At 61.3% G+C, this 26,951-nt stretch carries 23 protein-coding genes; 11 read left to right on the forward strand and 12 right to left on the reverse strand.

All coding sequences use genetic code 11. The annotated features are described in order from the left end of the window. Positions 1-95 precede the first annotated feature (95 nt). Positions 96-1,967, forward strand: a complete 1,872-nt coding sequence (locus JWU58_RS10295) for a SurA N-terminal domain-containing protein (RefSeq protein WP_110646902.1) — start codon at positions 96-98, stop codon at positions 1,965-1,967. A 746-nt stretch (positions 1,968-2,713) separates the two neighbouring features. Next, a complete protein-coding gene (locus tag JWU58_RS10300; RefSeq protein ID WP_206421868.1) occupies positions 2,714-3,568 on the forward strand; it encodes a DUF2242 domain-containing protein in 855 nt (284 codons plus the stop codon). 387 nt (positions 3,569-3,955) lie between these two features. On the opposite strand, the gene JWU58_RS10305 is transcribed toward JWU58_RS10300, so the two are convergent. Both JWU58_RS10305 and JWU58_RS10310 read right to left on the reverse strand, forming a co-directional pair. Continuing rightward, entirely contained in the window at positions 3,956-4,996 is a 1,041-nt protein-coding gene (locus tag JWU58_RS10305) for an AraC family transcriptional regulator (RefSeq protein ID WP_206421869.1), read from the reverse strand. Between the two features lie 3 nt (positions 4,997-4,999). Next, the gene (locus JWU58_RS10310; protein ID WP_206421870.1) at positions 5,000-6,130 is read right to left on the reverse strand and encodes a nitrilase-related carbon-nitrogen hydrolase; all 1,131 of its coding nucleotides are present in this window, start codon (positions 6,128-6,130) and stop codon (positions 5,000-5,002) included. A 207-nt stretch (positions 6,131-6,337) separates the two neighbouring features. Here JWU58_RS10310 and JWU58_RS10315 point away from each other — a divergent pair, with 207 nt between their 5' ends. Continuing rightward, entirely contained in the window at positions 6,338-8,377 is a 2,040-nt protein-coding gene (locus tag JWU58_RS10315; protein ID WP_206421871.1) for an NADPH-dependent 2,4-dienoyl-CoA reductase, read from the forward strand. 125 nt (positions 8,378-8,502) lie between these two features. Beyond that, positions 8,503-9,426 carry a 1-aminocyclopropane-1-carboxylate deaminase/D-cysteine desulfhydrase gene (locus tag JWU58_RS10320; RefSeq protein WP_206421872.1) on the forward strand — a complete coding sequence of 308 codons (924 nt, stop codon included), beginning with the start codon at positions 8,503-8,505 and terminating at the stop codon, positions 9,424-9,426. A gap of 141 nt (positions 9,427-9,567) precedes the next feature. On the opposite strand, the gene JWU58_RS27390 is transcribed toward JWU58_RS10320, so the two are convergent. Next, on the reverse strand, positions 9,568-10,002 hold the full coding sequence (locus JWU58_RS27390; RefSeq protein ID WP_277425670.1) for a collagen-like protein: 435 nt from the start codon (positions 10,000-10,002) through the stop codon (positions 9,568-9,570). Here JWU58_RS27390 and JWU58_RS10330 point away from each other — a divergent pair. Next, complete coding sequence (locus tag JWU58_RS10330; RefSeq protein WP_016770552.1) at positions 9,980-10,321, forward strand: hypothetical protein; 342 nt, start codon at positions 9,980-9,982, stop codon at positions 10,319-10,321. The genes JWU58_RS27390 and JWU58_RS10330 overlap by 23 nt on opposite strands. Before the next feature lie 84 nt (positions 10,322-10,405). On the opposite strand, the gene phnX is transcribed toward JWU58_RS10330, so the two are convergent. Both phnX and JWU58_RS10340 read right to left on the reverse strand, forming a co-directional pair. Continuing rightward, entirely contained in the window at positions 10,406-11,233 is an 828-nt protein-coding gene (gene phnX, locus JWU58_RS10335; RefSeq protein WP_016770551.1) for a phosphonoacetaldehyde hydrolase, read from the reverse strand. Positions 11,234-11,374: 141 nt separating this feature from the next. Then, positions 11,375-12,484, reverse strand: coding sequence for a 2-aminoethylphosphonate--pyruvate transaminase (locus JWU58_RS10340; RefSeq protein WP_206421874.1), 1,110 nt, complete (start codon positions 12,482-12,484; stop codon positions 11,375-11,377). 113 nt (positions 12,485-12,597) lie between these two features. Between JWU58_RS10340 and JWU58_RS10345 the strand changes: the two genes are divergently transcribed. Then, positions 12,598-13,464 (forward strand): LysR substrate-binding domain-containing protein, encoded by an 867-nt coding sequence (locus JWU58_RS10345; RefSeq protein ID WP_123442097.1) that lies wholly within the window; start codon positions 12,598-12,600, stop codon positions 13,462-13,464. Positions 13,465-13,589: 125 nt separating this feature from the next. On the opposite strand, the gene JWU58_RS10350 is transcribed toward JWU58_RS10345, so the two are convergent. Next, entirely contained in the window at positions 13,590-14,462 is an 873-nt protein-coding gene (locus tag JWU58_RS10350) for a LysR family transcriptional regulator (protein WP_024013451.1), read from the reverse strand. A gap of 271 nt (positions 14,463-14,733) precedes the next feature. On the opposite strand from JWU58_RS10350, the gene JWU58_RS10355 reads away from it, so the two are divergent. Together JWU58_RS10355 and JWU58_RS10360 are read left to right on the forward strand one after the other, a co-directional pair. After that, complete coding sequence (locus tag JWU58_RS10355) at positions 14,734-16,059, forward strand: MFS transporter (protein WP_016775327.1); 1,326 nt, start codon at positions 14,734-14,736, stop codon at positions 16,057-16,059. Positions 16,060-16,130: 71 nt separating this feature from the next. Next, on the forward strand, positions 16,131-17,522 hold the full coding sequence (locus tag JWU58_RS10360) for an FAD-dependent oxidoreductase (protein WP_206421875.1): 1,392 nt from the start codon (positions 16,131-16,133) through the stop codon (positions 17,520-17,522). A gap of 8 nt (positions 17,523-17,530) precedes the next feature. On the opposite strand, the gene JWU58_RS10365 is transcribed toward JWU58_RS10360, so the two are convergent. After that, positions 17,531-18,919 (reverse strand): type VI secretion system Vgr family protein, encoded by a 1,389-nt coding sequence (locus JWU58_RS10365; RefSeq protein ID WP_206421876.1) that lies wholly within the window; start codon positions 18,917-18,919, stop codon positions 17,531-17,533. 221 nt (positions 18,920-19,140) lie between these two features. On the opposite strand from JWU58_RS10365, the gene JWU58_RS10370 reads away from it, so the two are divergent. Beyond that, entirely contained in the window at positions 19,141-19,845 is a 705-nt protein-coding gene (locus JWU58_RS10370; protein ID WP_073471330.1) for a YebC/PmpR family DNA-binding transcriptional regulator, read from the forward strand. A gap of 102 nt (positions 19,846-19,947) precedes the next feature. Here the strand turns inward: JWU58_RS10370 and JWU58_RS10375 are convergent, their stop codons facing one another. The 4 genes from JWU58_RS10375 to JWU58_RS10390 all read right to left on the reverse strand — a co-directional run bounded on the left by JWU58_RS10375 (position 19,948) and on the right by JWU58_RS10390 (position 23,906). Continuing rightward, positions 19,948-21,261 (reverse strand): protein kinase, encoded by a 1,314-nt coding sequence (locus JWU58_RS10375; protein ID WP_206421877.1) that lies wholly within the window; start codon positions 21,259-21,261, stop codon positions 19,948-19,950. A gap of 158 nt (positions 21,262-21,419) precedes the next feature. After that, positions 21,420-22,550, reverse strand: a complete 1,131-nt coding sequence (gene zapE, locus JWU58_RS10380) for a cell division protein ZapE (RefSeq protein WP_206421878.1) — start codon at positions 22,548-22,550, stop codon at positions 21,420-21,422. 97 nt (positions 22,551-22,647) lie between these two features. Next, positions 22,648-23,403: an anti-sigma factor family protein gene (locus JWU58_RS10385; RefSeq protein ID WP_206421879.1), complete on the reverse strand. Its 756-nt coding sequence runs from the start codon at positions 23,401-23,403 to the stop codon at positions 22,648-22,650. Continuing rightward, positions 23,400-23,906, reverse strand: coding sequence for an RNA polymerase sigma factor (locus tag JWU58_RS10390; protein ID WP_016775320.1), 507 nt, complete (start codon positions 23,904-23,906; stop codon positions 23,400-23,402). The genes JWU58_RS10385 and JWU58_RS10390 overlap by 4 nt, the downstream gene beginning before the upstream one ends. Before the next feature lie 156 nt (positions 23,907-24,062). Here JWU58_RS10390 and JWU58_RS10395 point away from each other — a divergent pair, with 156 nt between their 5' ends. Both JWU58_RS10395 and JWU58_RS10400 read left to right on the forward strand, forming a co-directional pair. Further along, positions 24,063-25,169, forward strand: a complete 1,107-nt coding sequence (locus JWU58_RS10395) for a catalase family peroxidase (protein WP_123442103.1) — start codon at positions 24,063-24,065, stop codon at positions 25,167-25,169. Further along, positions 25,166-25,711: a cytochrome b gene (locus JWU58_RS10400; protein ID WP_024013443.1), complete on the forward strand. Its 546-nt coding sequence runs from the start codon at positions 25,166-25,168 to the stop codon at positions 25,709-25,711. Before JWU58_RS10395 ends, JWU58_RS10400 begins: the two co-directional genes overlap by 4 nt. Before the next feature lie 59 nt (positions 25,712-25,770). Here the strand turns inward: JWU58_RS10400 and JWU58_RS10405 are convergent, their stop codons facing one another. Beyond that, a complete protein-coding gene (locus JWU58_RS10405; protein WP_073471325.1) occupies positions 25,771-26,922 on the reverse strand; it encodes a M14 family metallopeptidase in 1,152 nt (383 codons plus the stop codon). Between the last annotated feature and the right edge of the window lie 29 nt (positions 26,923-26,951).

The raw sequence follows: 26,951 nt of genomic DNA on the forward strand, positions 1-26,951 counted from the left end.
AGAAGGCGCATCCTCGGATGCGCCTTTCTTCTATCCGGATTCTACCCACGCTCCACGGTTGCCTAAATTGAAGTTCAACCGTTTCTGGGGGACGCATGCTGCAGAATATCAGGGACAATTCACAAGGCTGGATTGCCAAGACCATTATCGGGGTCATCGTTGCACTGATGGCCCTGACCGGTTTCGATGCCATTTTCCAGGCCACGACTCACAAGAACGAGGCGGCCAAGGTCAACGGTGACGAAATCAGCCAGAACGAGCTGAGCCAGGCCGTTGATATGCAACGCCGTCAGCTGATGCAACAGCTGGGCAAGGACTTCGATGCTTCCTTGCTCGACGAAAAGATGCTGCGCGAATCGGCGCTCAAAGGCCTGATCGACCGCAAGTTGCTGCTGCAAGGCGCCGAACAGGCGAAGTTCTCGTTCTCCGAAGCCGCGCTGGATCAAGTGATCCTGCAGACGCCTGAATTCCAGGTCGATGGCAAGTTCAGCTCCGAGCGTTTCGACCAGGTGATCCGTCAACTGGGCTACAGCCGCATGCAGTTCCGCCAGATGCTGGCTCAGGAAATGCTAATCGGCCAATTGCGCGCTGGCGTTGCCGGCAGCGGTTTCGTCACCGACGCCGAAGTGCTGGCATTCGCCCGTCTGGAAAAACAGACCCGTGATTTCGCCACTCTGAACGTCAAGGCCGACCCGGCTGCGGTCAAGCTGACCGATGACGAGGTCAAGGCTTACTACGACGAACACGCCAAGGAATTCATGACGCCGGATCAGGTGATCATCGATTACGTCGAGCTGAAGAAGTCGTCGTTCTTTGATCAGGTTGCGGTCAAGGATGAAGACCTTGAGGCGGCGTACCAGAAAGAGATCGCCAACCTGGCGGAACAGCGTCGTGCCGCGCACATCCTCATCGAAGTGAACGACAAGACTACCGAAGCGCAGGCTAAGGCGAAGATCGACGAAGTCCAGGCGCGTCTGGCCAAGGGCGAGAAGTTCGAAGCGCTGGCCAAAGAGTTCTCGCAGGACCCGGGTTCCGCCAACAATGGCGGTGACCTCGGTTATGCCGGTCCTGGCGTTTACGATCCAGCTTTTGAAAAAGCGCTGTACTCCTTGTCGAAAGACCAGGTGTCCGAGCCGATTCGTACCGACTTCGGTTATCACCTGATCAAGCTGTTGGGCGTGGAAGCGCCTGAAGTGCCGACCCTGGCCAGCCTGAAAGACAAGCTGACCCGCGAGCTGAAAGCCGCTCAGGTCGAGCAGCGTTTCGTTGAGGCGACCAAGCAACTGGAAGACTCGGCGTTCGAAGCCTCTGACTTGGCGCAGCCAGCAGCGGATCTGAAACTGACCGTGCACACTTCCAAACCGTTCGGCCGTGAAGGTGGCGAAGGTGTTGCAGCCAACCGTGCCGTGGTCACTGCCGCTTTCAGTCCGGAAGTGATTGATGAAGGTGCCAACAGCACCGCCATCGAGCTGGACCCGGAAACCGTGATCGTGCTGCGTTCCAAGGAGCACCTGAAGCCTGCGCAACTGCCGCTGGAAAGTGTGAGCGCGGCGATCCGCACTCAGCTGACCAAGGAGCACGCCAGTGCCGAGGCCAAGACCCGTGCCGAGAAGCTGATCGCTGATCTGCGCGATGGCAAGGCGCCGCTGGACAAGGCCATTGACGGTCAGAACTGGAAGATCACCGAAGCGGCCACCCGTGGTCAGGAAGGGGTTGATCCGGCTGTGCTGCAGGCACTGTTCCGGATGCCGAAGCCGGCTGCCAAAGACAAGCCGACCTTCTCCAGCGTTACCTTGCCGGATGGCAGTCTGATGGTTGTGCGACTCAACGGTGTTAACGAAGCTGCCGCGCCTACTGATGAAGAGAAGGCGCAATATCGTCGCTTCCTGGCTTCCCGTGAAGGGCAGCAGGACTTTGCGGCGTATCGCAAGCAGTTGGAAGCTGAGGCGGAGATCGAGCGGTTCTGATCTTTTGACTGACGTTTGAAGGAGCCCCGGCCTGGTTGGTCGGGGCTTTTTTGTTTTTGGTGGCTTGGCGGCCTTTGGGCCGGCCATGCTCTGGGTGGTTTGGGTGAATATCCGTTTCTTCGGGTGCGGCAGCTGGTGGTTTCGCCCTTACGGCGAGGCACTTTTTCCAGACGCCGAAAAAGTACCCAAAAAGGCTTGCTCCTACGTTCGGCCCTCGCAGGCTCGGGTTCCTTCGCTGCGGGATCGAGCCGGGCGCAGCGGCTCCGGTTTGCTTCGCTGCACCTCCTTCCGCTGTGTCTGGCTGCGCCAGACGGTCGCTACGCTCCCACACCCGGATCAATCCCTCCGCTCAGCCTTCCGACGTCGCCGGTGGATCAAAAGCAAGATCAGAAGCACTCGAGCTTGCGCTCATTGTTGAGTGGGGCGGCTTTGCCGCGGGCAGCTGCGCTGCTTTGCTTTTCTGTGGGAGCGAGCCTGCTCGCGAAGGCGGCCTGACAGCCGACCTGATTCTTGGATATACACCGTCCCTTGGCGTTTAGAACACGTCGGGCGGCTAGGGTGTTGTGGCCGTCGAGTCAACAAGCGACAGCGAAATTGCGCGCGTTGATCGATCATTTGTCCACGCGGCTTTTTCCTGATGGCCATGACCGGTAAAGTTGTAACCGATTCTTGACACTATTCCATGCGCCATGGGGCGGCGATCTGTTGCACAATACGCCCCGGACTGTTTTCCCTCAGGATGTTCAATGTTGATTTCCACTCCCATGCGTGTTGTCGGGCTGGCGCTTTTGTTGACTGCGGTGGCCGGTTGTTCGAAGGACAAGCCGATCTATGAGCATGAGAACTTCGATGACTCCGGCACCTTTTCGCGCAATTATCCGGTAACCGACACCGCCAGTTGCGAAGCGGCCCGGCGCGCGTTGCTCAGTCAGGGCTACATCATTACCAGCAGTGATCCGAAGCTGGTCAGCGGTCACAAGAGCTTCCAGCAGACCGGCGAGACCCATCTCGAGATCAGCTTCAACGTGGTCTGCGCCGAAGACGGCAGCGCCGGGCATCATGCGACGGTGTTCGCCAACGCCTTGCAGGATCGTTATGCGTTGAAGAAGACCAACAATTCCGCCAGCCTCGGGGTTGGTGTGTTGGGCTCGGTGTCGATGCCGATCGGCTCCTCGGATGATTCGATGGTCAAGGTCGCCAGTGAGACGGTCACGGCGCAGAAGTTCTACGAGCGCTTCTTCACGCTGGTGGAGCAGTTCCTGCCCGCCGATGCGAAGAAAGCTGCACACATCGAAGAAAAGCCGAAAACCGATCTTGGTGTGCCAGAACCAAAAGCGGCACCTGCACCTGCGCCTCTGGTGCCGACACCGGCAGCAGAACCGGTCCCTGCGCCGGCTGCAGAACCTGCACCAGCCCCGGCTGAAACCGCACCAGTGAGTTCCGAGCCGGTGGTACCGCCAGCGGAGTCGACGCCGATTACGCCTGCGCCAGCTCCCGTGGAAGAGCCCGCGCCGGGCAGCGAAACCATCACGCCACCGACCAACCCGGATATTCCGCCACCGTCCGAGCCGATTCCGGCGATGCCTGCGTCGGGCCAATAAGAAACCAAGCGAGACCCTGTGGGAGCGAGCCTGCTCGCGAAGCGGTGTATCAGTCGACAGATGATCAGACTGACACACCGCCTTCGCGAGCAGGGTCGCTCCCACAGTGGTTTTCGGGTTGGCTTAAGATCTGGTTACACACCTGCGACACCATCGCCGCGATAAATCCCCAGCCACCTGCTACGTTTTATTCATGAAGGCTGCGTTTCACTTTTCCTTCACACGGGCACTTTATGCTCGGGGCACAGGTCGATTGATCAGGCCATTTTCATAGCGAGTAGTCGGGGGATTCATACGATGGATGAGTATCAGGAAGAACTGCTCGAATACCAGGCCTTTGAGCTGGATCAACCAGAGCCTGCAGACGACGCGACGGAGCTCTGAGCTTCAGGCTCCCGAGCGGTAATTTCGTCGGGATTCGCCGGGCGTCTGCCCGCTCCAGCGTTTGAATGCACGCTGGAAGGCTTCAGCTGAGGCAAAGCCCAGCAGGTAAGCGATCTCGCCGAACGCCAGTTCGGTGTCGCGGATGTAGGTCATTGCCAGGTCGCGGCGTGTGTCATTGAGGATCGCGCGAAATTGCGTGCCTTCCTCTGCTAGTTTGCGCCGCAGGGTCCAGGTCGGCAATTTCAGGCGTGCCGCGACTTCCTCGAGATCCGGCTCGCGGCCGCCGTTGAGCAGCGGGCCGAGCAACTGAGTGATGCGCTCGCGCAGGCTGCGGGTGCGGGTCAGTTGTTCCAGCTCCCGCTCGCACAATTGCAGCAGATGTCGCCAGGTGCTCGGGCAATGTTCAGGGTTGCGCAGGGCAAGGCTGTTCAGGCTCAGGCGCAGCTGATTGCGTTCGGCGCTGAACTGGATCGGGCAGTCGCCAAGCATTGTGTAGGCGTCGCGGTAATCCGGCGCTTCGAATTCGATTTCGATTCGCTCGGCGCGCAACGTTTCGCCGCACAGGCTCGACAACTGATGCAGCCAGCCGGCGAGGATCGAGTCGACCACGAAGCGGTTATAGGCGTTGTAAGGGCTGATCGAGTAGAAGCGCAGCCACGCACCGTTGGCATCTTCGTGAAAACTGGACTGCCCGCGATAGTTGGAACCGTATAGCGGTTCGAAGCGCGTCAGGCAGCGGGCCGCCTCGCGCACGGTCGGCGCTTGCGCGGCGGTGATGCCGGCCAGCCCAGCCTGATTCAAGCGGATCATCCGGCCCATGCGCAGGCCCAGGGCCGGATCGCCGGTCAGTTGAATCGCCGCATGGCCCAGGCGCATGTAACGCGGGATCGACAAGCGTGCCCCGACCTCGGCCAGTCGCGCGGCATCGAGGCCATATTGTTCAAGCAGAGGCAGCGGATCGGCGTCGTGGCTGCGCACGGCGTCGGCCAGACTATGGACGAAGCCCACCGACAGATCCCCGAGGCGCATCGGCTGCGGCTTCATGGTTTATAGCCAGACGTTCAGCAAGCGCGCACCACGGGCCTCGCCATCGGCGAACTGCTGGCCGTTGCTGCTGAGGAAGCTTGTGCCGGTACTCGGCTTGTCCCAGAACTGCCCGCGCATGAACACACTGACGCCGGCAATCGCGTGGCTGCTTGGCGGTTGCGCGGTGAGGGTCAGTCGATGCCAGGCTTGACCTTCACTGAGGTCGCCGGGCTTGAGGCTGACCGAGCCCGGCGTGCTCGAACCCTTGTAGCCACGCCATGGCTTGTCCCATGCGTCTTGGCCGATAACCTGCGCCGGCACCGCCACCAGTTGCGCGCCTTGTTCATCGAGGGTGCGGTAGTTGCCGGGGTACCAGCTGTCACTGCCGATCAGGATGCCCAAGCGTCCGGCCGGTGTGTCGACGACCTGGATGGCGTGTTTGTCTTCGGCCTGAATCACACCTTGCTGATCGAAGATTGGATGCATCTGCCGCTGCGGCTGGCCCAATGGCACGCCGTCGCGACCAAACACCACGCTGCTGTTGAACAGGGCGCCGCTGCCGGGCCTGAGCCGGCCGTCGCGGATGCTTGGCTCCGGCAGCACGATGGACCCGGCGACCAGAGTGACCTGGAACTCCTTGGCCAGACCGCCGAACAGCGCCTGGTAATCCTTGGCCATGGCCTTGGCTTTCATCCGCAGATAAGCATCATCCAGCCGTTGCTCGCCCTTGGCCCGCAGCCACGCTCGGGCAAACAACAGCGGATTGCTCGCCGCCAGCCAGTTCATTGCCTCCGCCAGGGTCGGCGCCTGATACAACTCGTCTTTCTCGCCGCTGATCATCAGCCAGGTGCCGACCTGCTCGGGCAACACCACCACGGTTTTTTCGTTGAGCAAGCCCTGATCGCGGGCCTGCTGCAGATACGCCGCGAGTTTGCGGTGCAGGCGTGCGGAGCTTTGGTAATCGGTGGGGAACAGTTCGGGCTGAATGCCGAGCAGATTGCCACGGTCGCCGGGCGTGCCCTGATTGACGGCGAGCTTGATGCGCAGGTCCGACAGGTAATGTCCCGCCGGCCGGTCTGCCGCCCACATGGCGTAGGTGGTCAGGGCGGCAACGAGGGCCATGGAGAAAAACAGATACAGAAGTTTGCGCATGAAAACCAACAACAGCCGGGTACAGAGTGTGGCGCCTAGGGTAGGGCCCATGGCCCTGATTGCCAAGGGGCGCTGCGCATTTGGATCAATAACTTGTCAGTTACGGTCATTGAGTGACAGCGGTGCGACTCTTAGTCTGTCGAACATGACTGACGGGGGACGCAGAGCTCCCGCAACTTTCCGTGATCGCTCGTTGTGGAGTTACCGATGACCGCCGCTCATTACCCGCATTTGCTGGCCCCGCTGGACCTGGGATTCACCACGCTGCGCAACCGTACCCTGATGGGCTCGATGCACACCGGCCTGGAAGAAAAGCCGGGTGGCTTCGAGCGCATGGCGGCGTACTTCGCCGAACGTGCCCGTGGCGGTGTCGGCCTGATGGTCACCGGCGGCATCGGCCCGAATGACGAGGGCGGCGTGTATTCCGGCGCGGCCAAGCTCACAACTGAAGAAGAGGCGCTCAAGCACCGCATCGTCACCCGCGCGGTGCACGAGGCGGGTGGCAAGATCTGCATGCAGATTCTTCACGCCGGGCGTTACGCCTACAGCCCGAAACAAGTAGCACCGAGCGCGATTCAGGCGCCGATCAACCCGTTCAAGCCCAAAGAGCTGGACGAAGAGGGCATCGAAAAGCAGATCAGCGATTTCGTCACCTGCTCGGTATTGGCGCAAACCGCCGAATACGACGGCGTCGAGATCATGGGCTCGGAAGGTTACTTCATTAACCAGTTCCTCGCCGCGCACACGAATCACCGCACCGACCGCTGGGGTGGCAGCTACGAAAACCGCATGCGCCTGCCGGTAGAAATTGTCCGTCGTGTGCGCGAAGCGGTCGGGCCGAATTTCATCATCATCTTCCGCCTGTCGATGCTCGATCTGGTCGAAGGTGGCAGCACCTGGGATGAAATCGTCATGCTGGCCAAAGCCATCGAACAGGCGGGCGCGACCATCATCAACACCGGTATCGGCTGGCACGAAGCGCGGATTCCGACCATCGCCACCAAGGTTCCGCGTGCAGCGTTCAGCAAGGTCACGGCCAAGTTGCGCGGCTCTGTGAGTATTCCGCTGATCACCACCAACCGCATCAATACCCCGGAAATTGCCGAGCAGATTCTTGCTGAAGGCGATGCCGACATGGTCTCCATGGCCCGACCATTCCTCGCCGATCCGGACTTCGTCAACAAGGCCGCCGCAGGGCGTGCCGACGAAATCAACACCTGCATCGGCTGCAACCAGGCGTGCCTCGACCACACCTTTGGCGGCAAGCTCACCAGTTGCCTGGTCAACCCGCGTGCCTGCCACGAAACCGAACTCAATTACCTGCCGGTGCAGCAGATCAAGAAAATCGCCGTGGTCGGTGCCGGCCCTGCCGGTTTGTCCGCCGCCACCGTGGCCGCCGAGCGCGGTCATCAGGTGACGCTGTTCGATTCGGCCAGCGAGATCGGTGGCCAGTTCAACATCGCCAAGCGCGTACCGGGCAAGGAAGAGTTTTTCGAAACCCTGCGCTACTTCAACCGCAAGCTGCAAACGACGAATGTCGAGGTGTGCCTGAACACCCGTGTCGACGTGGCCAAGTTGGTTGAGGGCGGTTACGACGAGATCATCCTAGCCACCGGTATCGCCCCGCGCGTGCCGGCGATTCCGGGCGTCGAGAATGCCAAGGTCCTGAGTTATCTGGATGTGATCCTCGAGCGCAAGCCGGTCGGCAAGCGTGTCGCGGTGATCGGTGCGGGCGGGATCGGTTTCGATGTCTCGGAATTTCTCGTTCATCAAGGCGTGGCCACCAGTCTGGATCGCGCGGCGTTCTGGAAGGAATGGGGCATCGACACGCAACTGGAGGCCCGTGGTGGTGTGGCGGGAATCAAATCGGCGCCGCATGCGCCGGCCCGCGAGGTGTTCCTGTTGCAGCGCAAGAAAACCAAGGTCGGCGACGGTCTGGGCAAAACCACCGGCTGGATTCATCGCACCGGTCTGAAGAACAAGCAGGTGCAGATGCTCAACAGCGTCGAATACCTGAGCATCGATGACCAAGGCTTGCACATTCGCATCGGCGAAAGCGGTGAGCCGCAACTGCTGGCGGTGGACAACATCGTGATCTGTGCGGGTCAGGATCCGTTGCGTGAGTTGCACGATGCTCTGGTTGAAGCCGGGCAGAACGTGCACTTGATCGGCGGCGCGGATGTGGCTGCGGAGCTGGATGCCAAGCGCGCGATTAATCAGGGTTCGCGGCTGGCGGCTGAGTTGTAAACACATTCTGTAGGAGCTGCCGAAGGCTGCGATCTGTTGATCCTGATTTCAAAAGCAAGATCAAAAGATCGCAGCCTGCGGCAGCTCCTACTAGTATGTGGTCTTTTCCAGATTGTGCAGTGCCCATGCTTTTGCCTCCCCCCGACTGGCTAACCCAAGCCCCCCTCGAACCGCTCCGTCTAGGCTGGCTGGCAGACGCCGGCATCGAGGTTGCGATGCTGCGCCTGGACCGCATCGACCCGCTGATCAGCGGCAACAAGTGGTTCAAACTCGTTGAACATCTCAAAGCCGCCGAGCGTGCCGGCGCCGAGGGCATCATCAGCCTTGGCGGTGCGCATTCCAATCACCTGCACGCGCTGGCGGCGGCGGGCAAGCGGCTGGGATTCAAAACCGTGGGGCTGCTGCGCGGGCACCCGCAGGACACGCCGACAGTGCGGGATTTGCAAGCGTTCGGCATGCAGTTGCATTGGCTCGGTTACGCCGGCTACCGCGCGCGGCACGAAGCGGGATTCTGGGTGCCATGGCAAGCGCAATTTCCGACGCTGCATGCGGTGCCCGAGGGCGGTGGTGGACTGGCCGGCGCCTTGGGTTGCGCAGCGATCAGGCAGCAGGCCGAAAAGCAATTGGCCAAGCTGGGCTGGAATGATTTCGACGCCTGGTGGCTGGCCTGTGGCACCGGCACGACACTGGCCGGACTGGCGCTCGCCGAGCAAGGCAAGCGCGTGGTGTACGGTGCTCTGGCAGTGCCGGATGATCACGGCGTAGCGCCGAACATCGAGTCGATCCTCGCGCACGCCACCGAGCCTGCGGCGGACTATCAACTGATCGATGCCAGCCGTGGTGGTTTCGCCAAAGTTGACCAGGCGTTGCTGACCTTCATCGATCAGACCGAGCAAACCAGCGGCATCCCTTTGGAACCGCTGTACACCGGCAAGGCCTTGCTGGCGCTCAAGCAGCATGTCGAGTCAGGCGAATTCGCGGTCGGCACGCGTCTGGTCTTTGCCCACACGGGTGGCCTGCAGGGACGGCGCGGATTTGCAGCGATGTAGCCGATGGTCGCGATCAATACATGCCAACCTGCGGCGTGATGACATTTGCAATCAATCGAAATGCAAGTTTTACGGTTTATGACTTCTGTTTATTGAAAGTTATTGTTGTACGTTGGTCTGTGCAGCGTAACTCTATGTTGTTTATATCTTGTGGTTTCTTTTGGTTTGAATAGTTGGTTGTGCGTGATTATTGTCGGCTCGGCTCTTTAGTTTGTTATTAAAGATCAAAATTATATTTATCAATTTGAGTGTGAATATGAAAAGTCCGATCTCGAAGCCTCGCCCTACTACCACGACGTCAAAGCCGGTAACACCAACAAAGCCAGTTGCGCCAACCAAGCCAGTTGTCCCAACCAGACCAGTTGCGCCAACCAAGCCAGTAGCGCCAACCAAACCAGTGGCGCCGACCAAGCCAGTAGCGCCGACCAAGCCAGTGGCGCCGACCAAGCCAGTGGCGCCAACCAAGCCAGTAGCACCGACCAAACCAGTGGCGCCGACCAAACCGGTAGCGCCAACCAAACCAGTGACCCCGGTTGACACCAAGCGTCCGCCAATGCCATGGCCGACCCTTAACATCAACATCGATCCTGTGGCCTTGATAACGCTGATTCAAACAATTGGTGCGAAAGTCAATGTCGATGGCTCCACCACACTGCCTGACGGCAGCGTAGTCGCTGTAGATAAAACTTCGATCAAGCGTCCCGACGGCATCATTCAATATGAAGACGGCCGGGTAGAGTATCCGGACGGGCGAATCGTCTGGCCGGATAATACCGTTGAATATCCGGATGGGCGTATTGTCTGGGAAGATGGAACTGAACAATTGCCGGACGGAAGTGTTAAACATCCCGATGGTCTTGCGTACGATGCGCAAGGTAACCTTATTTCCGAATAAGTCATAATCAAGCGATGTCTTTACTCAAGACAGTGCAAAAAAAACACCGCTGATTGCAATCAGCGGTGTTTTAGTTTTCCAGCCTCAAGCGTTTTGCGGCATCTCACCGTTGGCCAGACGCTTGTTGATGTCGGCGATCACTTCCGGCAGATCGCTGATGGTGTCGATCATGTAATGCGGCCGCGAATCTGCGAACAGCGCGTGGATGCGCTTGCGCTCACTGGCGAGTTCATCGCTGCCCAGCGCGCGGAAACCCTCATAATCCAGACCCAGCGCGTTGCCCGAGCAAATCAGCGCAACCGTCCACATGCCGGCCCGGCGGCCTTCGAGAATGCCCGGCACGGTGTCGTCGATCTTCACGCACGCTGCAACATCGTCGATGCCCAGAGCGATGACATTGGCCAACGCTTGCGCCGGCCATGGACGACCGTTTGGCACTTCGTCGGTGGCGACCACGTGGTCGGCGACGTAGCCGTTGCTGGCGGCGAGTTCGACGACTTTGTCCATGACCGCTTTCGGGTAACCGGAGCAGGAACCGATCTTGATGCCTTGCGCGCGCAGTTGGGCGATGGCGTCCAGCGCGCCGGGAATCAGGGCCGAGTGCTCGGCGATTTTCTCGATCTGCAACGGCATGAAGCGATTGTAGATAGCGGTGACGTCATCGTCGGTCGGCGTGCGACCGAACACCTTGCGATAACGCTCGGCCACTTGCGGCTGATCACAGAGGGTGCGGATGTGGTCCCACTTGCCCATGCCCATCGGCCCACGGGCCTCTTCAATCGACACCTGCACATCGAACTCGGCGAAGGCTTCGACGAAGATCTGCGTCGGCGCGAACGAGCCGAAATCGACCACGGTACCGGCCCAGTCGAGGATCGCGGCTTGCAGCTTGCTTGGATTGGTGTAGTTCATGGCGTGAATTCCTGATTTGAATATGAGATCAAAATGTGGGAGCGAGCCTGCTCGCGAAAGCGGTCTGACATCAGCCTATGTGTCGCTTGGGACGACGCTTTCGCGGGCAGGCTCGCTCCCACAGGGGATTTGTGGTGGGGCTTAAATGTCGAGCACTTCCATCTCGCGCAGCACTTCACCCACTGCTGCCACGGCCTGGCGCATTTCGTCCGGGGTGACGTGGCCGATGCAGCCGACGCGGAAAGTTTCGACCTGGGTCAGCTTGCCGGGGTAGAGGATGTAACCCTTGGCCTTGACCCGCTCATAGAACTCCTTGAACTGGTAACGCGGATCCTGCGGCGCATGGAAAGTCGCGATGATCGGCGCCTGAATTGCCGCCGGCAGGAAGCTGCGCAAGCCGAGCTTGTTCATCTCTTCCATCAGCGCCTGACAGTTGGCCGCATAACGCGCATGCCGCGCCGGCAGGCCGCCTTCTTCGCTGTATTGCAGTAGCGCTTCGTGCAGCGCCGCGACCACATGGGTGGGCGGGGTGAAGCGCCATTGCCCGGTTTTCATCATGTAGACGTGCTGGTCGTACAGGTCCATCGCCAGCGAGTGCGAGTTGCCAGCCGCGGCGGCCAGCGATTCCTTGCGGGCGAAGACAAAACCCATCCCCGGTACGCCTTCCAGGCATTTTCCGGAAGCGGCAATCAGCGCGTCGAACGGTACTTTTTGCGCATCCACGGGCAATGCGCCGAAGGAGCTCATGGCGTCGATGATCAGGCGTTTGCCGTGTTGCGCAACGACCTCGGCGATTTCGGCCAGCGGATTGAGAATGCCGGTGCTGGTTTCGCAGTGGATCAGCGCCACGTGGGTGATGTCAGCGTCGGCGCGCAGCAAGCGGTCGACGTCAGCGGCGGTGGTCGGTTCGTCTTCGGCGGTTTCGAAGGTGCTGAACGAGCGGCCGAGCACTTCGCAGATTTTCGCCAGGCGCTTGCCGTACGCGCCATTGATCAGCACGAGGATTTTGCCGTCGCGCGGCACCAGCGTGCCGATCGCCGCTTCGACGGCAAAAGTGCCGCTGCCCTGTAACGGTATGCAATGGTGGCTGGCGGCGCCGTTTAGGATGGCCAGCAATTGCTCGCACAGGCTGGCGGTCAGCTGGTTGAAGCGGTCATCCCACGAACCCCAGTCGACCATCATGGCCTGACGGGTGCGGGCCGAAGTGGTCAACGGGCCGGGAGTGAGCAGAATCGGTGCGGCGGTACTCATTCGTGTGTCCTCGCGAAAACGCTGTGGGGTGAAGCTACGGGGCCTACGTTGCAATTCGCCGCTGCATCAATCAAATTGTTTGTTGTTATGCCAGCCATCAGTGAGGGTTATCCATGAATCTGTTTCAGCTGCGCGCCTTCGATGCCGTGGCCCGCGAAGGCAGCTTCACCCGCGCGGCTGCGCGGTTGTTCATCAGCCAGCCGGCGGTCACCGGACACATCAAGGCACTGGAAGAGCACTACCAGATCACTTTGTTGCGGCGTACCGCGCGACGGGTGGAACTGACCGAGGAGGGCACCAAACTGGCAGCGATCACCCGCGCCATGTTCGGCCTGGCGGAAGAAGCGCAGACGCTGCTCGAGGCCAATCGGCAGTTACTGACCGGGCGTCTGGAGGTGGCGGCGGATGGGCCGCACATGGTCATGCCGATGCTGGCAAGCCTGCGCGCACGCTATCCGGGCATTACCGTCAACCTGCGTCTGGGCAACGCGCAGGAAACCCTGGCGGCGCTGTTGTCGGAACACGCCGATGTAGCGGTGCTGACCGAGGTCGAGCCGCGCAAGGGCCTGCATCTGCAAGCGCTGAGCGAATCGCGGATCTGCGCGCTGGTGCCGGCGGGGCATCGCTGGGCGAATCGCTCCGCTGACGTAAAACTCAAGGAGCTGGACCAAGTGATCATGGTTCTGCGCGAGCCGACTTCGATTACCCGGCGCACGTTTGACCAGGCGTGTATGCAGGCGTCGATTCAGCCGCGGGTGTTGCTGGAGCTGGACAGTCGCGAGGCGGTGACCGAAGCGGTCGCGGCCGAGTTGGGGGTCGGTGTGGTGTCATCGGTGGAGGTCAGTCATGACCCGCGCGTGGTGGCGATCCCGATTGCCGGGGAAGGGCTGGTGAACCGGCACATGATTGGCTGCATGGAGCGCCGGCGCGAGTTGCGCTTGATTCAGGCGTTTTTTGATCTGGCGCTAGCCGCACCGTGATCGTTCCCACGCTCTGCGTGGGAACGCAGCCCGGGGCGCTCTGCGTCCCATCCAATAGCCGAACGCGGAGCGTCCGTTGAGGCATTCCCACGCAGAGCGTGGGAACGATCAGGACAGGGAGTGAGTCAGGTCAGGCTCTCGCGAACCATATCGAGAAACGTCGCCACCACCCGCCGCGAACTCTGTTCGCGCAAGCACACCAGGGTTTCGGTCAGGCGCCTCGTGCAGTCGGTGATCGGCAACGCGCAGACCCGTGAGTCGGCGCCGAACTCCGCCGCTGAAACCACACCAACCCCGATCCCCACCACGACGGCTTCGCGCGCCGCTTCCCGACCTTCAACCTGAATCGCCGGGCGAATGCGCAAGCCCGCTCGGGCCATTTCCTCTTCCAGGGTCTGCCGGGTTACTGAACCGATCTCACGCAGCACCAGTGGCGTGTCATCCAGATCGGCCAGACAGATCGATTCGCGCTCTGCCCACGGATGATTGCGCGAAACGAACGCCACCATCGGATCGTTGCGCAACGGCACGCACAGCAAGCGTTCATCGGTCACGTCGCGGCCGAGCAGCGCCAGATCGGCCTGATAGTTGAACAGGCGAAACAGCGATTCATCGGTATTGCCGGTTTCGATTTTCACGCTGATGCCCGGGTAGCGTTCGCAGAACCGTGCGATCTGCGGCAACACGTGGATCGGCGCATCCACTGCGAGAATCAGGCTGCCGGTCTGCAGGGCCTGGGATTCCTGCAGCAATTCCTGCGCTTCGGCTTCGATCACGAACAGGCGCTGGGTGATCGCCAGCAGGCGCTCGCCAAGATCGGTCAGGCGTACGGAACGTTTATTGCGATGAAACAGCAGCACGCCGAAGCGTTCTTCGAGTTTGCGTACCTGGTCGGAAATCGCCGGTTGCGTCAGATAAAGCCGCTCGGCGGCGCGGGTGAAGCTGCCATGGACGGCCACCGCGTGGAACGCTTTGAGTTGGGCATGAGAGACGGACATGGTGGCTCCAGTAACAAGCTCGGCTTATTTGTGAAATACGATAAATCGATTTTATTTATTAAACAGTAATTGCTTTGATCGGCTCACGCCATCGCTGACTGCTCGGTCGAACAGCAGCGCTGGCCCATGAGCCTGTGCGTGCAACAGCAGACTCATCTGACCGCTATCGCCGAAGGGAAGGGGCGGTAACGCAGTGCTTAACAATAAAAAACACAGGCGTTTTTCTTAATCGATTCTGCCGGCACACTCACACCCTGAGGTCAGAACCACCATGAACAAGCACATCGGCACCCTGGCGCGTTGGCGCGTGCAGATCTTCGCTATTACCTGGCTCGCGTACGCCGCGTTCTATTTCACCCGCAAAGCATTTTCGGTAGCCAAACTGGGCATCGCCGAAGACCCTGATTTCACCCTCGACAAAATGGCCATGGCCAACCTCGACGCGATCTATCTGGCGGCGTATGCCCTCGGACAGTTCACCTGGGGCATGCTGGCCGATCGCTTTGGCCCGCGAGTCGTAGTGCTTGGCGGTTTGCTGATATCCGCCGCTGCGGCGCTGGTGATGGGCAGTTTCGCTACATTGCCGATCTTCGCCACGTGCATGTTGATTCAAGGTTTGGCGCAGTCCACTGGCTGGTCCGGGCTGTGTAAAAATCTTGGCAGCTTCTTCCCGTCTGAGCAGCGCGGGCGGGTGCTCGGCTTATGGAGTTCCTGTTACGCGTTTGGTGGCCTGGTCGCCTCGCCGTTCGCCGGCTGGTGGGCCTACACCCTGGTCGGCACCTGGCACGCGGCATTCATTTCCAGCGCGGCGGTGGTCGCGGTGGTCGCCGTGCTGTTCTTTATCTTCCAGCGCAACAAACCGGAAGACGTCGGCTTGCCGGCGGTGGAGCCCGAGCCGGAACTGACCGCCGAAGAAACCGCAGCCAACAGCAAACTCAGCGTCTGGGAGCCACTGAAGGAAATCCTGCGCAACCGCACGGTGCTGGTGCTGGGCCTGGCGTATTTCCTGCTGAAACCGGCGCGCTACGCGATTCTGTTGTGGGGGCCAGTGATTGTTTTCGAGCAGATGCCCAGTGTCGGCAAGGTCGGCGCGGCGATCATTCCCACCGCGTTTGAACTGGCCGGATTGCTCGGACCGATCATGATCGGCCTGGCCTCGGACAAACTCTTCGGCGCCCGACGCATGCCGGCCTGCGTGCTGAGTCTGCTGGCGCTGACCGTGACGCTGGCGTTGTTCATGGCCGCGCTGAACACCGGCAGCGTGTTGTTGGTCGTCGCGTTGCTGTTCGTCATGGGCCTGACGTTGTACGGCCCGGACTCGATGATCAGCGGTGCAGCGGCCATCGATTTCGGCAAGGCCAAGGCCGGCGCCACCGCCGCCGGTTTCGTCAACGGCTGCGGCTCCGTTGGCGCGGTGCTCGGCGGTTTGCTGCCGGGCTACTTCGACTCGGTGACGGTGTTTATTGTCTTCGCCGGATGCGCGCTGTTCTCGGCGCTGGTGCTGATTCCGCACTGGAACAGCCGGCCGGTCGGCGTAATGGAGCCGCGCGCGGCGATCCCCAACTGCCCGCTGAGCGTCAAACCGCTGCGTTCCTGAAACCCTTCGCCCCGTGGCCTGCTGCGCGGTGCGCGGCGGCTGCGTCGTGGCTATCTGACTGGAGATTTTCCATGCGACCGTTCTGGCTCGAGCAAGCCTTGCAGGCCGACCCAGCCGAGCAGTGTCCACCACTGCAAGGCGAGGTGCGCACGGATGTGTGCATCGTTGGCGGTGGTTACACCGGATTGTGGACGGCGATCATGCTCAAGGAGCAAAACCCGGAGCTGGAGGTGCTGCTGATCGAAGCAGACATCTGCGGTGCCGGCGCCAGTGGCCGTAATGGTGGTTGCGCACTGTCATGGTCGGCCAAGTATTTCACCCTGGAGCGCTTGTTCGGCGTCGACGAGGCGGTGCGTCTGGTCAGGGAGTCGGAGCGCAGCATCCATGCGATCGGCGAGTTCTGCGAGCAGTATGGCGTCGATGCCGACTATCGCCTCGACGGCACGCTGTACACCGCGACCAATCGCGCCCAGGTCGGCGCAACTGACGCGGTGATCGCGGCGCTGGAGCGTAACGGCATCAACTCGTTCAGCCAGCGCCCGCTTGCCGATGTGCAGCGTATGGCCGGTTCGGCAAAACATCTGGAGGGCTGGTTTTCCCCGGCGGCTGCCAGCGTGCAACCGGGCAAACTGGTGCGCGGTCTGCGCCGGGTGGCGCTGCAATTGGGCGTGAAGATACATGAAGGCACGGCGATGACCGGGCTGGAAGAGGGCCGCCCGGCACGCATCCACACGCCCGGCGGCAAGGTCATCGCCGACCGGGTGGTACTGGCGATGAATGCGTGGATGGCCCGCGCGTTTCCTCAGTTCGAGCGCAGTGTGGCGATTGTTTCCAGTGACATGCTGATCACCGAACCGCGCCCGGACCTGCTGCAGCAAATCGGTTTGACCAGCGGCGTCAGCGTCCTCGATTCGCGGATTTTCGTGCATTACTACCACAACACCCCGGACGGTCGGATCATGCTCGGCAAGGGCGGCAACACCTTCGCCTATGGCGGGCGGATGCTGCCGGTGTTCGATCAGCCGTCACCTTATGCCGGATTGCTCAAGCGCAGTCTCGCGGATTTTTTTCCGGCCTTCGCCGAGGTCAAAATCGACGCGACGTGGAACGGCCCATCGGATCGTTCGGTGACCGGTTTGCCGTTCTTCGGCCAGATGAGCTCGGCGGGCAATGTGTTTTACGGCTTCGGTTATTCCGGCAGCGGCGTCGGCCCGTGTCACATGGGCGGGCAGATTCTCGCCGCGCTGGTGCAGGGCCTGGATAACCCGTGGACCCGTTCGCCGCTGGTCAACGGGCCGCTGGGTTATTTCCCGCCGGAACCGATTCGCTACCTCGGCTCGCTGATGGTGCGCAACGCCATCCGCCGCAAGGAGCGCGCCGAAGATCACGGGCGTCGGCCTCGGCATCTGGACGTGCGCCTGGCGAAATTCGCGGCGGCGGCGGGCAAGGCGGACAAAGGCTGAGGCGCCGATCAATGCTCGGCGCGGTGGCTCAGCCAGTCGAGCAACAGGCTGTCGCGCGCGGGTTCTGATTCGCGCTCCGGCGGCTGGCGTGCGTGGCTGAGGCACAGGATCGGTCGGTCCGGATCACTGTCGAGGAAACTCACCCACACTTCACTGCCGGCACGCGGTAATTGATCGACCGCGACGGGGCCGCTGAACCGGCTCATGGCGATCGGCAGCCACAGGGCGTCGCTGGCGGATTTATCCGCAGACGGCCACAGGCTTACAGCGAGGCAGCCGTTTTCGTCCACTTGCGCAGGTTGCCCAGGCGCACCCGCGACTTTCGCCAAGTGATAACCGGCAATATTCGGGCGAGCTTGTTTGAGTGGCGGACGGAAGTCGGCCGACCAGGGCTGTGCAGTGAAGTCGTTGTGATAACGCTGAACGCTTGGCGCCGGATCAAGGATCGAAGGGTGCTGCCCTTGGTGGCGCACGGCGCATATCAGCCATTGTTCGTTGAAATGATGAATCGGATGGTCGGCCACAAGCAGCAGTCGGCCACTGAGCAAATCGCTGCAATCACTGCGCCCGTGAATGGAGCGCAACTGGCAGCGCTGGCGTTGCAGATGGCGCCGGCTGCGCTGTTCGGCGTGCAGACGTTCCGGCGATCGCGCGGGCATCGGCAACTCGGTCGAGACCTCGTTGGCGGCTTCGGCGTTGCCGGTTGGTCGGCCACGATTGCGCACCGCATGCAGCATCGGCACGGGCGCCGCGCGATGTTGTTGATAGAGTGCGCTGACGCAGGGCGATGGGGGTTGCTCATCGACATTGAAGGGAATTTCGATCGGTTGCTGGGGCAGGCTCAGGCTGTCGTCGGCGAACACCACGACGTGTCCGTCCGGCCCGTGTTCGAAGTGATAGTGGATGCCTTCTTCTTCGCATAGCCGCTGCAGCAGGGCCAGATCGCTTTCTTCGTACTGAATGCAAAACGCTCTTGCCGGGTAGTGACCGACGCTCATTTCAATGCGGTAGCTGTGCGCTGGCAGGGCATGTTCCTCGAGCAGTTGTTGAATGATCTGCGGCACACTCAGGTGAGTAAACACGCGGCGCTTGTGCGTTTGCGCCAGTTGCTGCAGATGCGGCACCAGAATCAGTCGATAGCCGACGCGATGGGTCCCGCGATGTTCGCAACTGGCGCTGGAAATGACGCCGTGGAACCCGTGCTGCTCACTGAGCCGCAAAAAGGCTGGCCTTTGCAGGAAGGATCCCGGGACGATGGCCGGGGCCAGTGCGAGCAGTTCGATGTCGAAACGGTAAGGCTGGTTCAGCGCTTCCTCGCCGCGAAAACGCACCACCGGCAGGCGCAATCCGCTGTCGGTCAGCGTAAGGGTGAAGGGACTTTCCTTGTCATTGAGCATTCGAGCAGGCCCTGTCAGGCGATACGGGGTTTCAAGGGTACGAAACCGTCGGCCTGAATGGTCATGTCAAAGGCGCTTTTCAGAATCCCCCTACATGCTTTGGTGAAGATGTCGATTCCGTCGGCTGTTTTTTTGGTCGATTGCCGACTTTAGGCCGTATAAACTTGCCGCCACGCGTCGGCCAATAGATGTCTCGGCGCCACAGATCAAGAGAGTGAGTAATGGGCGCACAGTGGAAGGTTAAACACAAAGAAGCGGCAGCCAACGCCAAAGGGAAGATCTTCGGCAAACTGGTGAAGGAAATCACCATTGCTGCACGCAACGGTGCCGATACCGCCACCAACGCACACCTGCGTCTGGTGGTCGAGCAGGCGAAGAAAGCCTCGATGCCAAAAGAAACCCTCGATCGCGCGATCAAGAAAGGCGCCGGTCTGCTGGGTGAAACCGTGCAATACCATCGCGTGACCTACGAAGGCTTCGCCCCGCATCAGGTGCCGCTGATCGTCGAATGCGTCACCGACAACATCAACCGCACCGTCGCGGAAATCCGCGTGGCGTTCCGCAAGGGCCAGTTGGGCGCTTCCGGTTCGGTGGCGTGGATGTTCAACCACGTCGGCATGATCGAAGCCTCGCCGGACAGCCCGGATGCCGATCCGGAAATGGCTGCGATCGAAGCCGGTGCCCAGGATTTCGAGCCGGGTGAAGAGGGCGCGACGTTGTTCCTCACCGACCCGACCGACCTCGACGCTGTGCAGAAAGCCCTGCCCGAACAAGGTTTCACCGTGCTCTCGGCCAAGCTCGGCTACCAGCCGAAGAACCCTGTCAGCGGCTTGAGCGACGAGCAGATGGCTGAAGTCGAAGCGTTCCTCGAAGGCCTCGACAACCACGATGACGTGCAGGACATGTTTGTTGGTCTGGCTGGCTGATCTTTCGCGTCAGTAATGACCTCTTCGCGAGCAGGCTCGCTCCCACACTGGAATGTATTGCAACTGTGGGAGCGAGCCTGCTGGCGATTGACCGAGCAGCGGTCAAAGATTCTCCAGCACCTCGATGACTTCACTGAACCCCGGCCGCCCCAGCACATCGGCCTGACAGCAACGTCGCTCCAGCGCCTGCAGTTGCGCGCGGCGCTCCGTACTCAATCCTGAGTCGACACGCTCCAGCAACTCCCCCAGCAACACACCGAACGCACGGACTTCCAGGCGCTGCAATGCGCGCGTCTGCACATCATCGCCGGTGGCATGAAACGAGGCCGCGCCGAAATCCCCCAGCAGACAATCGCCGCGATCGTTCAACAGAATGTTGTGGCCATACAGATCGCCGTGGGTGATGCCTTGGCGGTGCAGGTGCTCGGCCGCTGAGGCGATGCCTTTGGCGACGCGCAGGGCAACGTCGGCGGAGAACTGGCGATCTTCGGCGTAAACATCCCGCGAGCACGAGTCCAGGCTGGGCAAACCGGCGAGATTGCCGAAGCTCGGATCAATCAGTTGCATTACCAGCCCCTGCTGTTGATCGGGATGGCCGCTGATGCGCCCTTCGACGCGGATCAGGTTCGGGTGCAGGCCTGCGGTGATGCAAGCGTTCATCTCATGCAACGGCGAGCCGTCGCTGGTCATCTCGCCTTTGTAGAGCTTCACTGCAACCGCCTGCGCCGTGCCGTCGTCGCGCTGCCAGACTGCCTTGGAAATCACCCCGGAAGCGCCTTCGCCCAGTTGCTGCTCCAGGCGCAGCGCCGACCAGTCGATCAGCGGCGTGGCCTCAAGGGCAGCGGCATCGGCTTCGGTCTCCAGCGGATTGCCGGCGTAGGCCAGCCAGGTCAGGCTCGGCAAGGTCAGCAACCACTGCGGCAGTTCCCTGAGTTGGTTGGCAGCGATGCGCAGCAATTCCAGCCGATGGCAGTGGCGCAGGGAGTCTGGCAGCGTTTGCAGCCGATTGCCTGCGAGCATGAGCTTCTGCAGAGCGGGGCGTTCACCGAGTTCGCTGGGCAGGCTTTCGATGCGGTTATCGGTGAGGATCAGCCAGCGCAGCTGCGGCGGCAGGGCGGCACCGGGCACATTGACGATGCGGTTGGCCTTGAAGCCGACCATGGTCAGCGCGGTGCACTGGCCGAGGCAGGCCGGCAGTTCGCTGAACTGGTTGTCGGAGCAGAACAGCACGCGCAGGCGGGTCAGGCGATGCAGGTCGTCCGGCAGGCTGCTCAGCGCGTTGCCGCTGAGGTTGAGCACTTCCAGCGTCTCGGCCAGTTGGAAAATCTCGTTGGGGAATTCGGTCAGCCCGCAGGACAGGTCGAGGCGGGTGATGCCGGACAGCTCGCCGGCGCGTAGTTGAGCAAGGGTGTGCATGTCTGGTTTCGCTATTGATCGGTGGAGCGACGCGGGGGGCGCTGGAATGGGCGACATGATAGCGGTAAAGCGGATGCTGAACGGTTTTGAGTTGTCCCGGGACCTGGTGGGAGCGAGCAGGCTCGCTCCCACAGGGCTTGCTCTCACAGGGTAGGGAGTCAGTTGGGTTCGTGGATTTCCTGCAATTGCCCCAACCGGCTGCGCGTGCGCGCCAGGTCAATGGCCTGACCTTCCAGGCTCTGGCCCAGCGGCAACTGGCCGAGCAGGGTCAGGTGTTTGTCCTGATCGTAGAGCACGTCGATCAGATTGATGAAGCGCTGTTGCACGGCGATCGGACACTCGCCGAGCTGCGGCAGGTCATCGATGATCCACTGGTCGAAACGCTGGCACAGTTGCAGATAATCCATCACTGCCGTTGGCTGTTCACACAGATCGTTGAAGGTGAAAGCGACTCGCCGGCCTTGGCAAAAACGGGCCTGAAGCTGGCGCTTGCCAACTTCGAGGGCAAGGGCAGGCGCGTCGGCTGGTGGCAGGTCCAGTGTCTGACGTTGAGCTGCCGTCGCCGGCCATACGTAATGTCCTTGGGTAAACACTTGATGCGTGTGTTGGCGGTTGAGTGCGCGGTAGTCGTGGGCGCCGCCGACTTCCATCACTTGCATGCGCGTGTTGATCAGCTCGATCACCGGTTTGAAGCGCGCGTGATACAGCGGATTGGGCAGCAGGCCCTCGGGTGCATAGTTGGAGGTCACCAGCAGCATGATCTGCCGTTTGAACAGGGCCTTGAACAGCCGCGTGATCAGCATCGCGTCGCCGATGTCGTGCACATGGAATTCGTCGAAACACAGCACCTGGCAATCTTCCAGCAACTCATCCAAGGTGATTTCCAGCGCGTCTTCCTCCTGGCGATGACGGAACATGCCGTCGTGCAACCGGGCAAAAAACTGATGGAAATGCAGGCGGCGTTTGCGCGTGATCGGCAGCGCCTGGAAAAAACCGTCGAGCAACCAGCTCTTGCCGCGCCCGACGGCGCCGTACAGGTACAGACTCGGCGGGGTGTGGCCGCTGTCGCCGAGCAGCACGCTGGCTTGCTGCGCCATGCAGTCGATGACTTGCTGCTGACTGCGGCTGAGGGTGTAGCCCTGGCTTTTGGCCTTGTCGCGGAAATAATCGCGGATGGTCGCGGCATGAGCATCGTGCCCGGCGCTGGCGGGCAGGCCTTTGCCGAACAGGCGGCGCAGCAACGGCCAGCGTTGGCTCAGTCGTGATCGTTTCGGCGTTCGGGCGGGCACGCGGGACAGGCTCCTGGTTTCTCAGACCGGCTCCACAGCGAGCGCGGTGGCCCAAGTGTAACCAGAGCCCGGGCGTCGGCTCCATGAAATATCACCATCAGAACGGTGGCGATTGCTTGAGCAACTCTGCCGCCGGCGAGTCGGTCGGGCTGACCACCGCATAGTTGTAGCCCGGCCCTGACCAGTAATCGGCCTGCAGATCGCCATCGCTGCGCGAGCCACGCGGCAGCAGGGTGTTTTTCGGCCCTGGTGGACGCAGGTAGAAACTGACCTTGTGACCGCCGCCATCCTCATACATCACCATCGCCGCCACGCCTTCATCGGTGCTGAGCAAGCGCCCGCTGACCGGCTCGAATCCGGCAGCTTTCAAGTCCGGCAAGCGCCCGGCACCGCTGAAGTAGCGGTCGAGCCAACGCTGCATGTCGCCGTCGCTGTCGACCTTGTAATCGGCGGGCAGTACGCCTTGCTGGGCGATCAGGCGATAGGCTTGCAACGCGTCAGTCATCGGCAATGGCGCAGGGCGCGCCAGGGTCATTTCCCGGGCCTGCCAGCCACTGAAACCGCCAATGCTCACGGCAATCAGCAGCACCGCCGCGCTGGCCAGGTGCCGACGGGACTGCTGGCGGCGGCGCTGGCGAATCATCATCGGGTCGAGCGCCGGATTGGCCGGTTGCTGCAAGGCGCCACTCAGCGCTGCGCGCAACTGCTGGGCGTCGCGTTGCCAGGCGCGCACCTGAGCCGCTTCTTCAGGGTGGCTGGCGAGCCAGGTCTCGAGTACGCGCCGATCGGCGTCGCTGAGCTGGTGGTCGACGTAGGCGTGCAAATCACGTTCGCTGGGAGGCAGGCTGATCATTTGAGTATCCGTAAGGAAGGGCTGCTGATTTCGCCGTCGCTGAGTTGGCGCAAGGCCTGGCGGGCGCGGGACAGGCGCGACATCACGGTGCCGATCGGGGCGCCGAGGATCTCGGCGACCTCTTTATAGGACAGGCCTTCCACCGAGACCATCAGCAGCAAAGCGCGCTGTTCGGTGGGCAGGCGTTCGAAGGCTTGCAGGGTCGACTGGGCAATCACGGTGCGTTCCACCGACGGCTCGGCATCGTCGCGACCGGTGAAAAATTCCAGCATGCGCGCATAGCGCCGCGAGCGACGGTGCGCATCGAGAAATTGCCGATAGAGAATTGCGAACAGCCAGGCGCGCAAGTCGCCTTCGGCGCGTTTTTCCCCCCACGCCGACAGCGCCCGCTCGAGGCTGGCCTGGACCAGATCGTCAGCGCTGCTGCTGTTGCGCGTCAACGACACGGCGAAGCGGCGCAATCTGGGAATGATTTCTCTCAACTGTTCGTCGAATTCGCTCATGAATGTCTGCTGGTCGCTACGCTGTGGACTAGGAAGACGCCCGTCAGCGCAGGTTATTCCCCGTGCGCAAAAATAAATACCGCGCCGTGGAATAAACCCGGACGGGGTGCGTCTTGCTGACTCTTTCCACTTGTGGCCGATGGCCTGGAGATATTCATGGTTGATCGCTCGTCCCCCAACGCTGCACCGCCCGGCAGGCCGCCGCGCCAGCCACTGAGCGCCGCGAGCCTGGTTTTACGTCTGGGCGGCATTGCCGTGATTGTCGCCGCCGTGGCCGGGGCGTTTGCCTACGTGCATGGCAACCTTGACCCACAACGATTGACGCCAAAAGCGTTGGTCGATGTGCTGGAAAAGAACAACGGCGTGCATCCCGGCTTTCGTCGCAATCATGCCAAGGGTGTTTGCGTGATCGGCCATTTCGAAAGCAGCGGCGAGGCGCGCGCGTTCTCCACGGCACAGGTGTTCAACCTGCCGCAGACACCGGTGGTGGGGCGTTTTGCCTTGCCGGCGGGCAATCCCTATGCGCCGGACAGCGCCGTACCGATCCGCAGTCTGGCGCTGCGCTTCACCCAGGCGAACGGTCAGCAATGGCGCACCGGCATGAACAGCATGCCGGTGTTTCCGGTGGGCACGCCTGAAGCGTTCTACCAATTGCAGCAGGCGCAGTCGCCGGATCCAGCCACTGGCAAGCCCGACCCGACGAAGGTGCCGGCGTTCTTCGCTGCACACCCGGAAGCCTTGCCGTTCTTGACGTGGGTGAAGACCGCCAAGCCTTCGGCCAGCTACGCGACCGAAACCTATAACAGCATCAATGCGTTCTATCTGGTCGATGGCAACGGTAAAAAACAGGCCGTACGCTGGAGCATGACCCCGTTGGCGCAGGACGCGGCAGGTGCCACAGCCCCTGAAGGCGCCGATTTTCTCGAGAAGGACCTGGTGCAACGCCTGGCCGCCGCACCCTTGCGCTTCCAGTTGAACATCACCCTGGCCAACGCCGACGACCCGGTCAACGATGCCAGCAAGACCTGGCCCGCAAATCGCAAAGTGCTGAATGCCGGGACTCTGGTGCTGGAGAAAACCCAGCCGCAGCTGAGTGGCGAATGCCGTGACATCAACTACGACCCGCTGGTGCTGCCGGCCGGGATTCAAGGCTCGGAAGATCCACTGCTGGCCGCGCGTTCGGCCGGCTACGCCGATTCCTACCTGCGTCGCACCAGCGAAGTCAGCCAGTTGCCCGCCGCCAAACAGGAGGCTCGTCCATGAGCAAGCAACCGACGCATTTCGTTTTGCTGGCGCGCCTGCTGCACTGGCTGATGGCGCTGATGATCATCGCCATGCTGTTTATCGGCGCGGGCATGGTCACTTCGGTGTCGTCTCGCCATGAATGGCTGATTCATTTGCACAAGCCGCTGGGCATCGCGATTCTGGCGCTGGTGATCGTGCGCCTGCTGGTGCGCTTCACCACCCGCCAACCGCCGCTGCCGGATGATCTGCCGGGCTGGCAGGTACTGGCAGCCAAGGCTTCCCACGTCTTGTTGTATGCGTTGATGCTGGTGTTGCCGTTGCTCGGCTGGGCGATGATCAGTGCCTCGGGCGAGCCGGTGATGCTGACGGCGTCGCTGCATCTGCCGTCGATTGTGCCGGCCGACGCGCAACTGTTTGCGGTGCTGCGCAAGTCCCATGGTTATCTGGCGTATCTGCTGTTTCTGACGGTGCTGCTGCATCTGGCGGCGGCGCTGTTCCATGGCTGGGTGCGTCGTGACGAAGTGCTCGACAGCATGTTGCGCGGGCGTGATCGCGGCTGACCCTGTAACGCAAAAGATCGCAGGTCGGCTGCGATCTTTTGTCGTTACAGAGGAGGGAATCAGCGCAGGGTGTCGACCATGTCGGCGAGTGTGGTCAGCACATCCTTGCCCAATTGCTTGGAACGTTTGCCCGACCAGCCGGTGATCTTGTCCGGGTGGTCGTCGTGGTCCTTGAAGGGCATCTCCAGGGTCAGCGACAGGCAATCGTATTTCTGCCCGACGCTGTTGCAGGCCAAGGTCATGTTGGCCTGTCCCGGTTCGTCGCGGGTGTAGCCGTAGGTGGTCTGGAAGTCTTTGGTGGTGTGCTTCAGATGGCTGCGGAAATGCTCTTCAAGCTTTTCGATGCGCGGTGTGAAGCCAGGATTGCCTTCACAGCCGGCGGTAAAGACGTGGGGGATTTCCTCGTCGCCGTGCACGTCGATAAACGCATCGACGCCATATTTTTCCATCTGCTGCTGGACGAAAAGCACTTCCGGACTGATGTCCTGGCTGGCGTTCTGCCAGGCCCGGTTCAAGTCCTGACCCATGGCATTGGTGCGCAGGTGGCCGTGGAAGGCGCCGTCCGGGTTCATGTTCGGCACCAGATACAGATCGGCGCTGGCCAATAATTTGTTCAGTACCGGATCATCCTGGCGCTCCAGACGCTCAATCACACCTTCCATGAACCATTCCGCCATGTGCTCGCCCGGATGCTGCTGGGCAATGATCCAGATCTTGCGCTGGCCTTCGGCACCGGTGCCTTTGCGCAGCAGCTGAATGTCCCGGCCCTCGACACTTTTACCGGTCGCCAGCAATTCGGTGCCAGCCTTGCTCAGCGCCTGTTCGATCAACCAGTCGTGGCGGCCGCGGCTGTAGGGCTCGAAGTAGGCGAACCAGGCGTGGGTCTGTTCGGCTTCGAGGCAAAAGCGCAGGCTGTCGCCTTCGAAGCTGGTGGGGATGCGGAACCAGTTGACGTGGTCGTAGGAAGCGACTGCCTGATAGCCGGTCCAGGCCTTGTTATAGGAGGACTGGCTGGCGTTGACCAGACGAAACCAGTGTTCCTGATGCACATGCAAGCCGCTGGCCTTGAAATGGAACCACTGAAAATGAGCGCTGCGGGTGTCCGGGCGGATGGCCAGAACCGGATTGAGCGGGTTGCTGATGTCGATGACTTGGATATTGCCGCTGTCGAAATTGGCGCTGATGTCGAACGAAGATTTGGCCACGGTCATAATCGCTTCCAGAGCAGGATTTTTATGAC

The organism is Pseudomonas atacamensis (assembly GCF_017167965.1).
GTDB lineage: Bacteria > Pseudomonadota > Gammaproteobacteria > Pseudomonadales > Pseudomonadaceae > Aquipseudomonas > Aquipseudomonas atacamensis.

Coding starts and splice junctions, on each gene's coding strand:
- JWU58_RS10315 (WP_206421871.1), top strand. CDS start 6,338: ATGACCGCCGCTCATTACCCGCATTTGCTGGCCCCGCTGGACCTGGGA.
- JWU58_RS10405 (WP_073471325.1), bottom strand. CDS start 26,922: ATGACCGTGGCCAAATCTTCGTTCGACATCAGCGCCAATTTCGACAGC.
- phnX (WP_016770551.1), bottom strand. CDS start 11,233: ATGAACTACACCAATCCAAGCAAGCTGCAAGCCGCGATCCTCGACTGG.
- JWU58_RS10340 (WP_206421874.1), bottom strand. CDS start 12,484: ATGAGTACCGCCGCACCGATTCTGCTCACTCCCGGCCCGTTGACCACT.
- JWU58_RS10385 (WP_206421879.1), bottom strand. CDS start 23,403: ATGATCAGCCTGCCTCCCAGCGAACGTGATTTGCACGCCTACGTCGAC.
- JWU58_RS10395 (WP_123442103.1), top strand. CDS start 24,063: ATGGTTGATCGCTCGTCCCCCAACGCTGCACCGCCCGGCAGGCCGCCG.
- JWU58_RS10390 (WP_016775320.1), bottom strand. CDS start 23,906: ATGAGCGAATTCGACGAACAGTTGAGAGAAATCATTCCCAGATTGCGC.
- JWU58_RS10375 (WP_206421877.1), bottom strand. CDS start 21,261: ATGCACACCCTTGCTCAACTACGCGCCGGCGAGCTGTCCGGCATCACC.
- JWU58_RS10305 (WP_206421869.1), bottom strand. CDS start 4,996: ATGAAGCCGCAGCCGATGCGCCTCGGGGATCTGTCGGTGGGCTTCGTC.
- JWU58_RS10360 (WP_206421875.1), top strand. CDS start 16,131: ATGCGACCGTTCTGGCTCGAGCAAGCCTTGCAGGCCGACCCAGCCGAG.
- JWU58_RS27390 (WP_277425670.1), bottom strand. CDS start 10,002: ATGTTAAGGGTCGGCCATGGCATTGGCGGACGCTTGGTGTCAACCGGG.
- JWU58_RS10365 (WP_206421876.1), bottom strand. CDS start 18,919: ATGCTCAATGACAAGGAAAGTCCCTTCACCCTTACGCTGACCGACAGC.
- JWU58_RS10370 (WP_073471330.1), top strand. CDS start 19,141: ATGGGCGCACAGTGGAAGGTTAAACACAAAGAAGCGGCAGCCAACGCC.
- JWU58_RS10350 (WP_024013451.1), bottom strand. CDS start 14,462: ATGTCCGTCTCTCATGCCCAACTCAAAGCGTTCCACGCGGTGGCCGTC.
- JWU58_RS10310 (WP_206421870.1), bottom strand. CDS start 6,130: ATGCGCAAACTTCTGTATCTGTTTTTCTCCATGGCCCTCGTTGCCGCC.
- JWU58_RS10330 (WP_016770552.1), top strand. CDS start 9,980: ATGCCATGGCCGACCCTTAACATCAACATCGATCCTGTGGCCTTGATA.
- JWU58_RS10320 (WP_206421872.1), top strand. CDS start 8,503: ATGCTTTTGCCTCCCCCCGACTGGCTAACCCAAGCCCCCCTCGAACCG.
- JWU58_RS10355 (WP_016775327.1), top strand. CDS start 14,734: ATGAACAAGCACATCGGCACCCTGGCGCGTTGGCGCGTGCAGATCTTC.
- JWU58_RS10345 (WP_123442097.1), top strand. CDS start 12,598: ATGAATCTGTTTCAGCTGCGCGCCTTCGATGCCGTGGCCCGCGAAGGC.
- JWU58_RS10300 (WP_206421868.1), top strand. CDS start 2,714: ATGTTGATTTCCACTCCCATGCGTGTTGTCGGGCTGGCGCTTTTGTTG.
- JWU58_RS10295 (WP_110646902.1), top strand. CDS start 96: ATGCTGCAGAATATCAGGGACAATTCACAAGGCTGGATTGCCAAGACC.
- JWU58_RS10400 (WP_024013443.1), top strand. CDS start 25,166: ATGAGCAAGCAACCGACGCATTTCGTTTTGCTGGCGCGCCTGCTGCAC.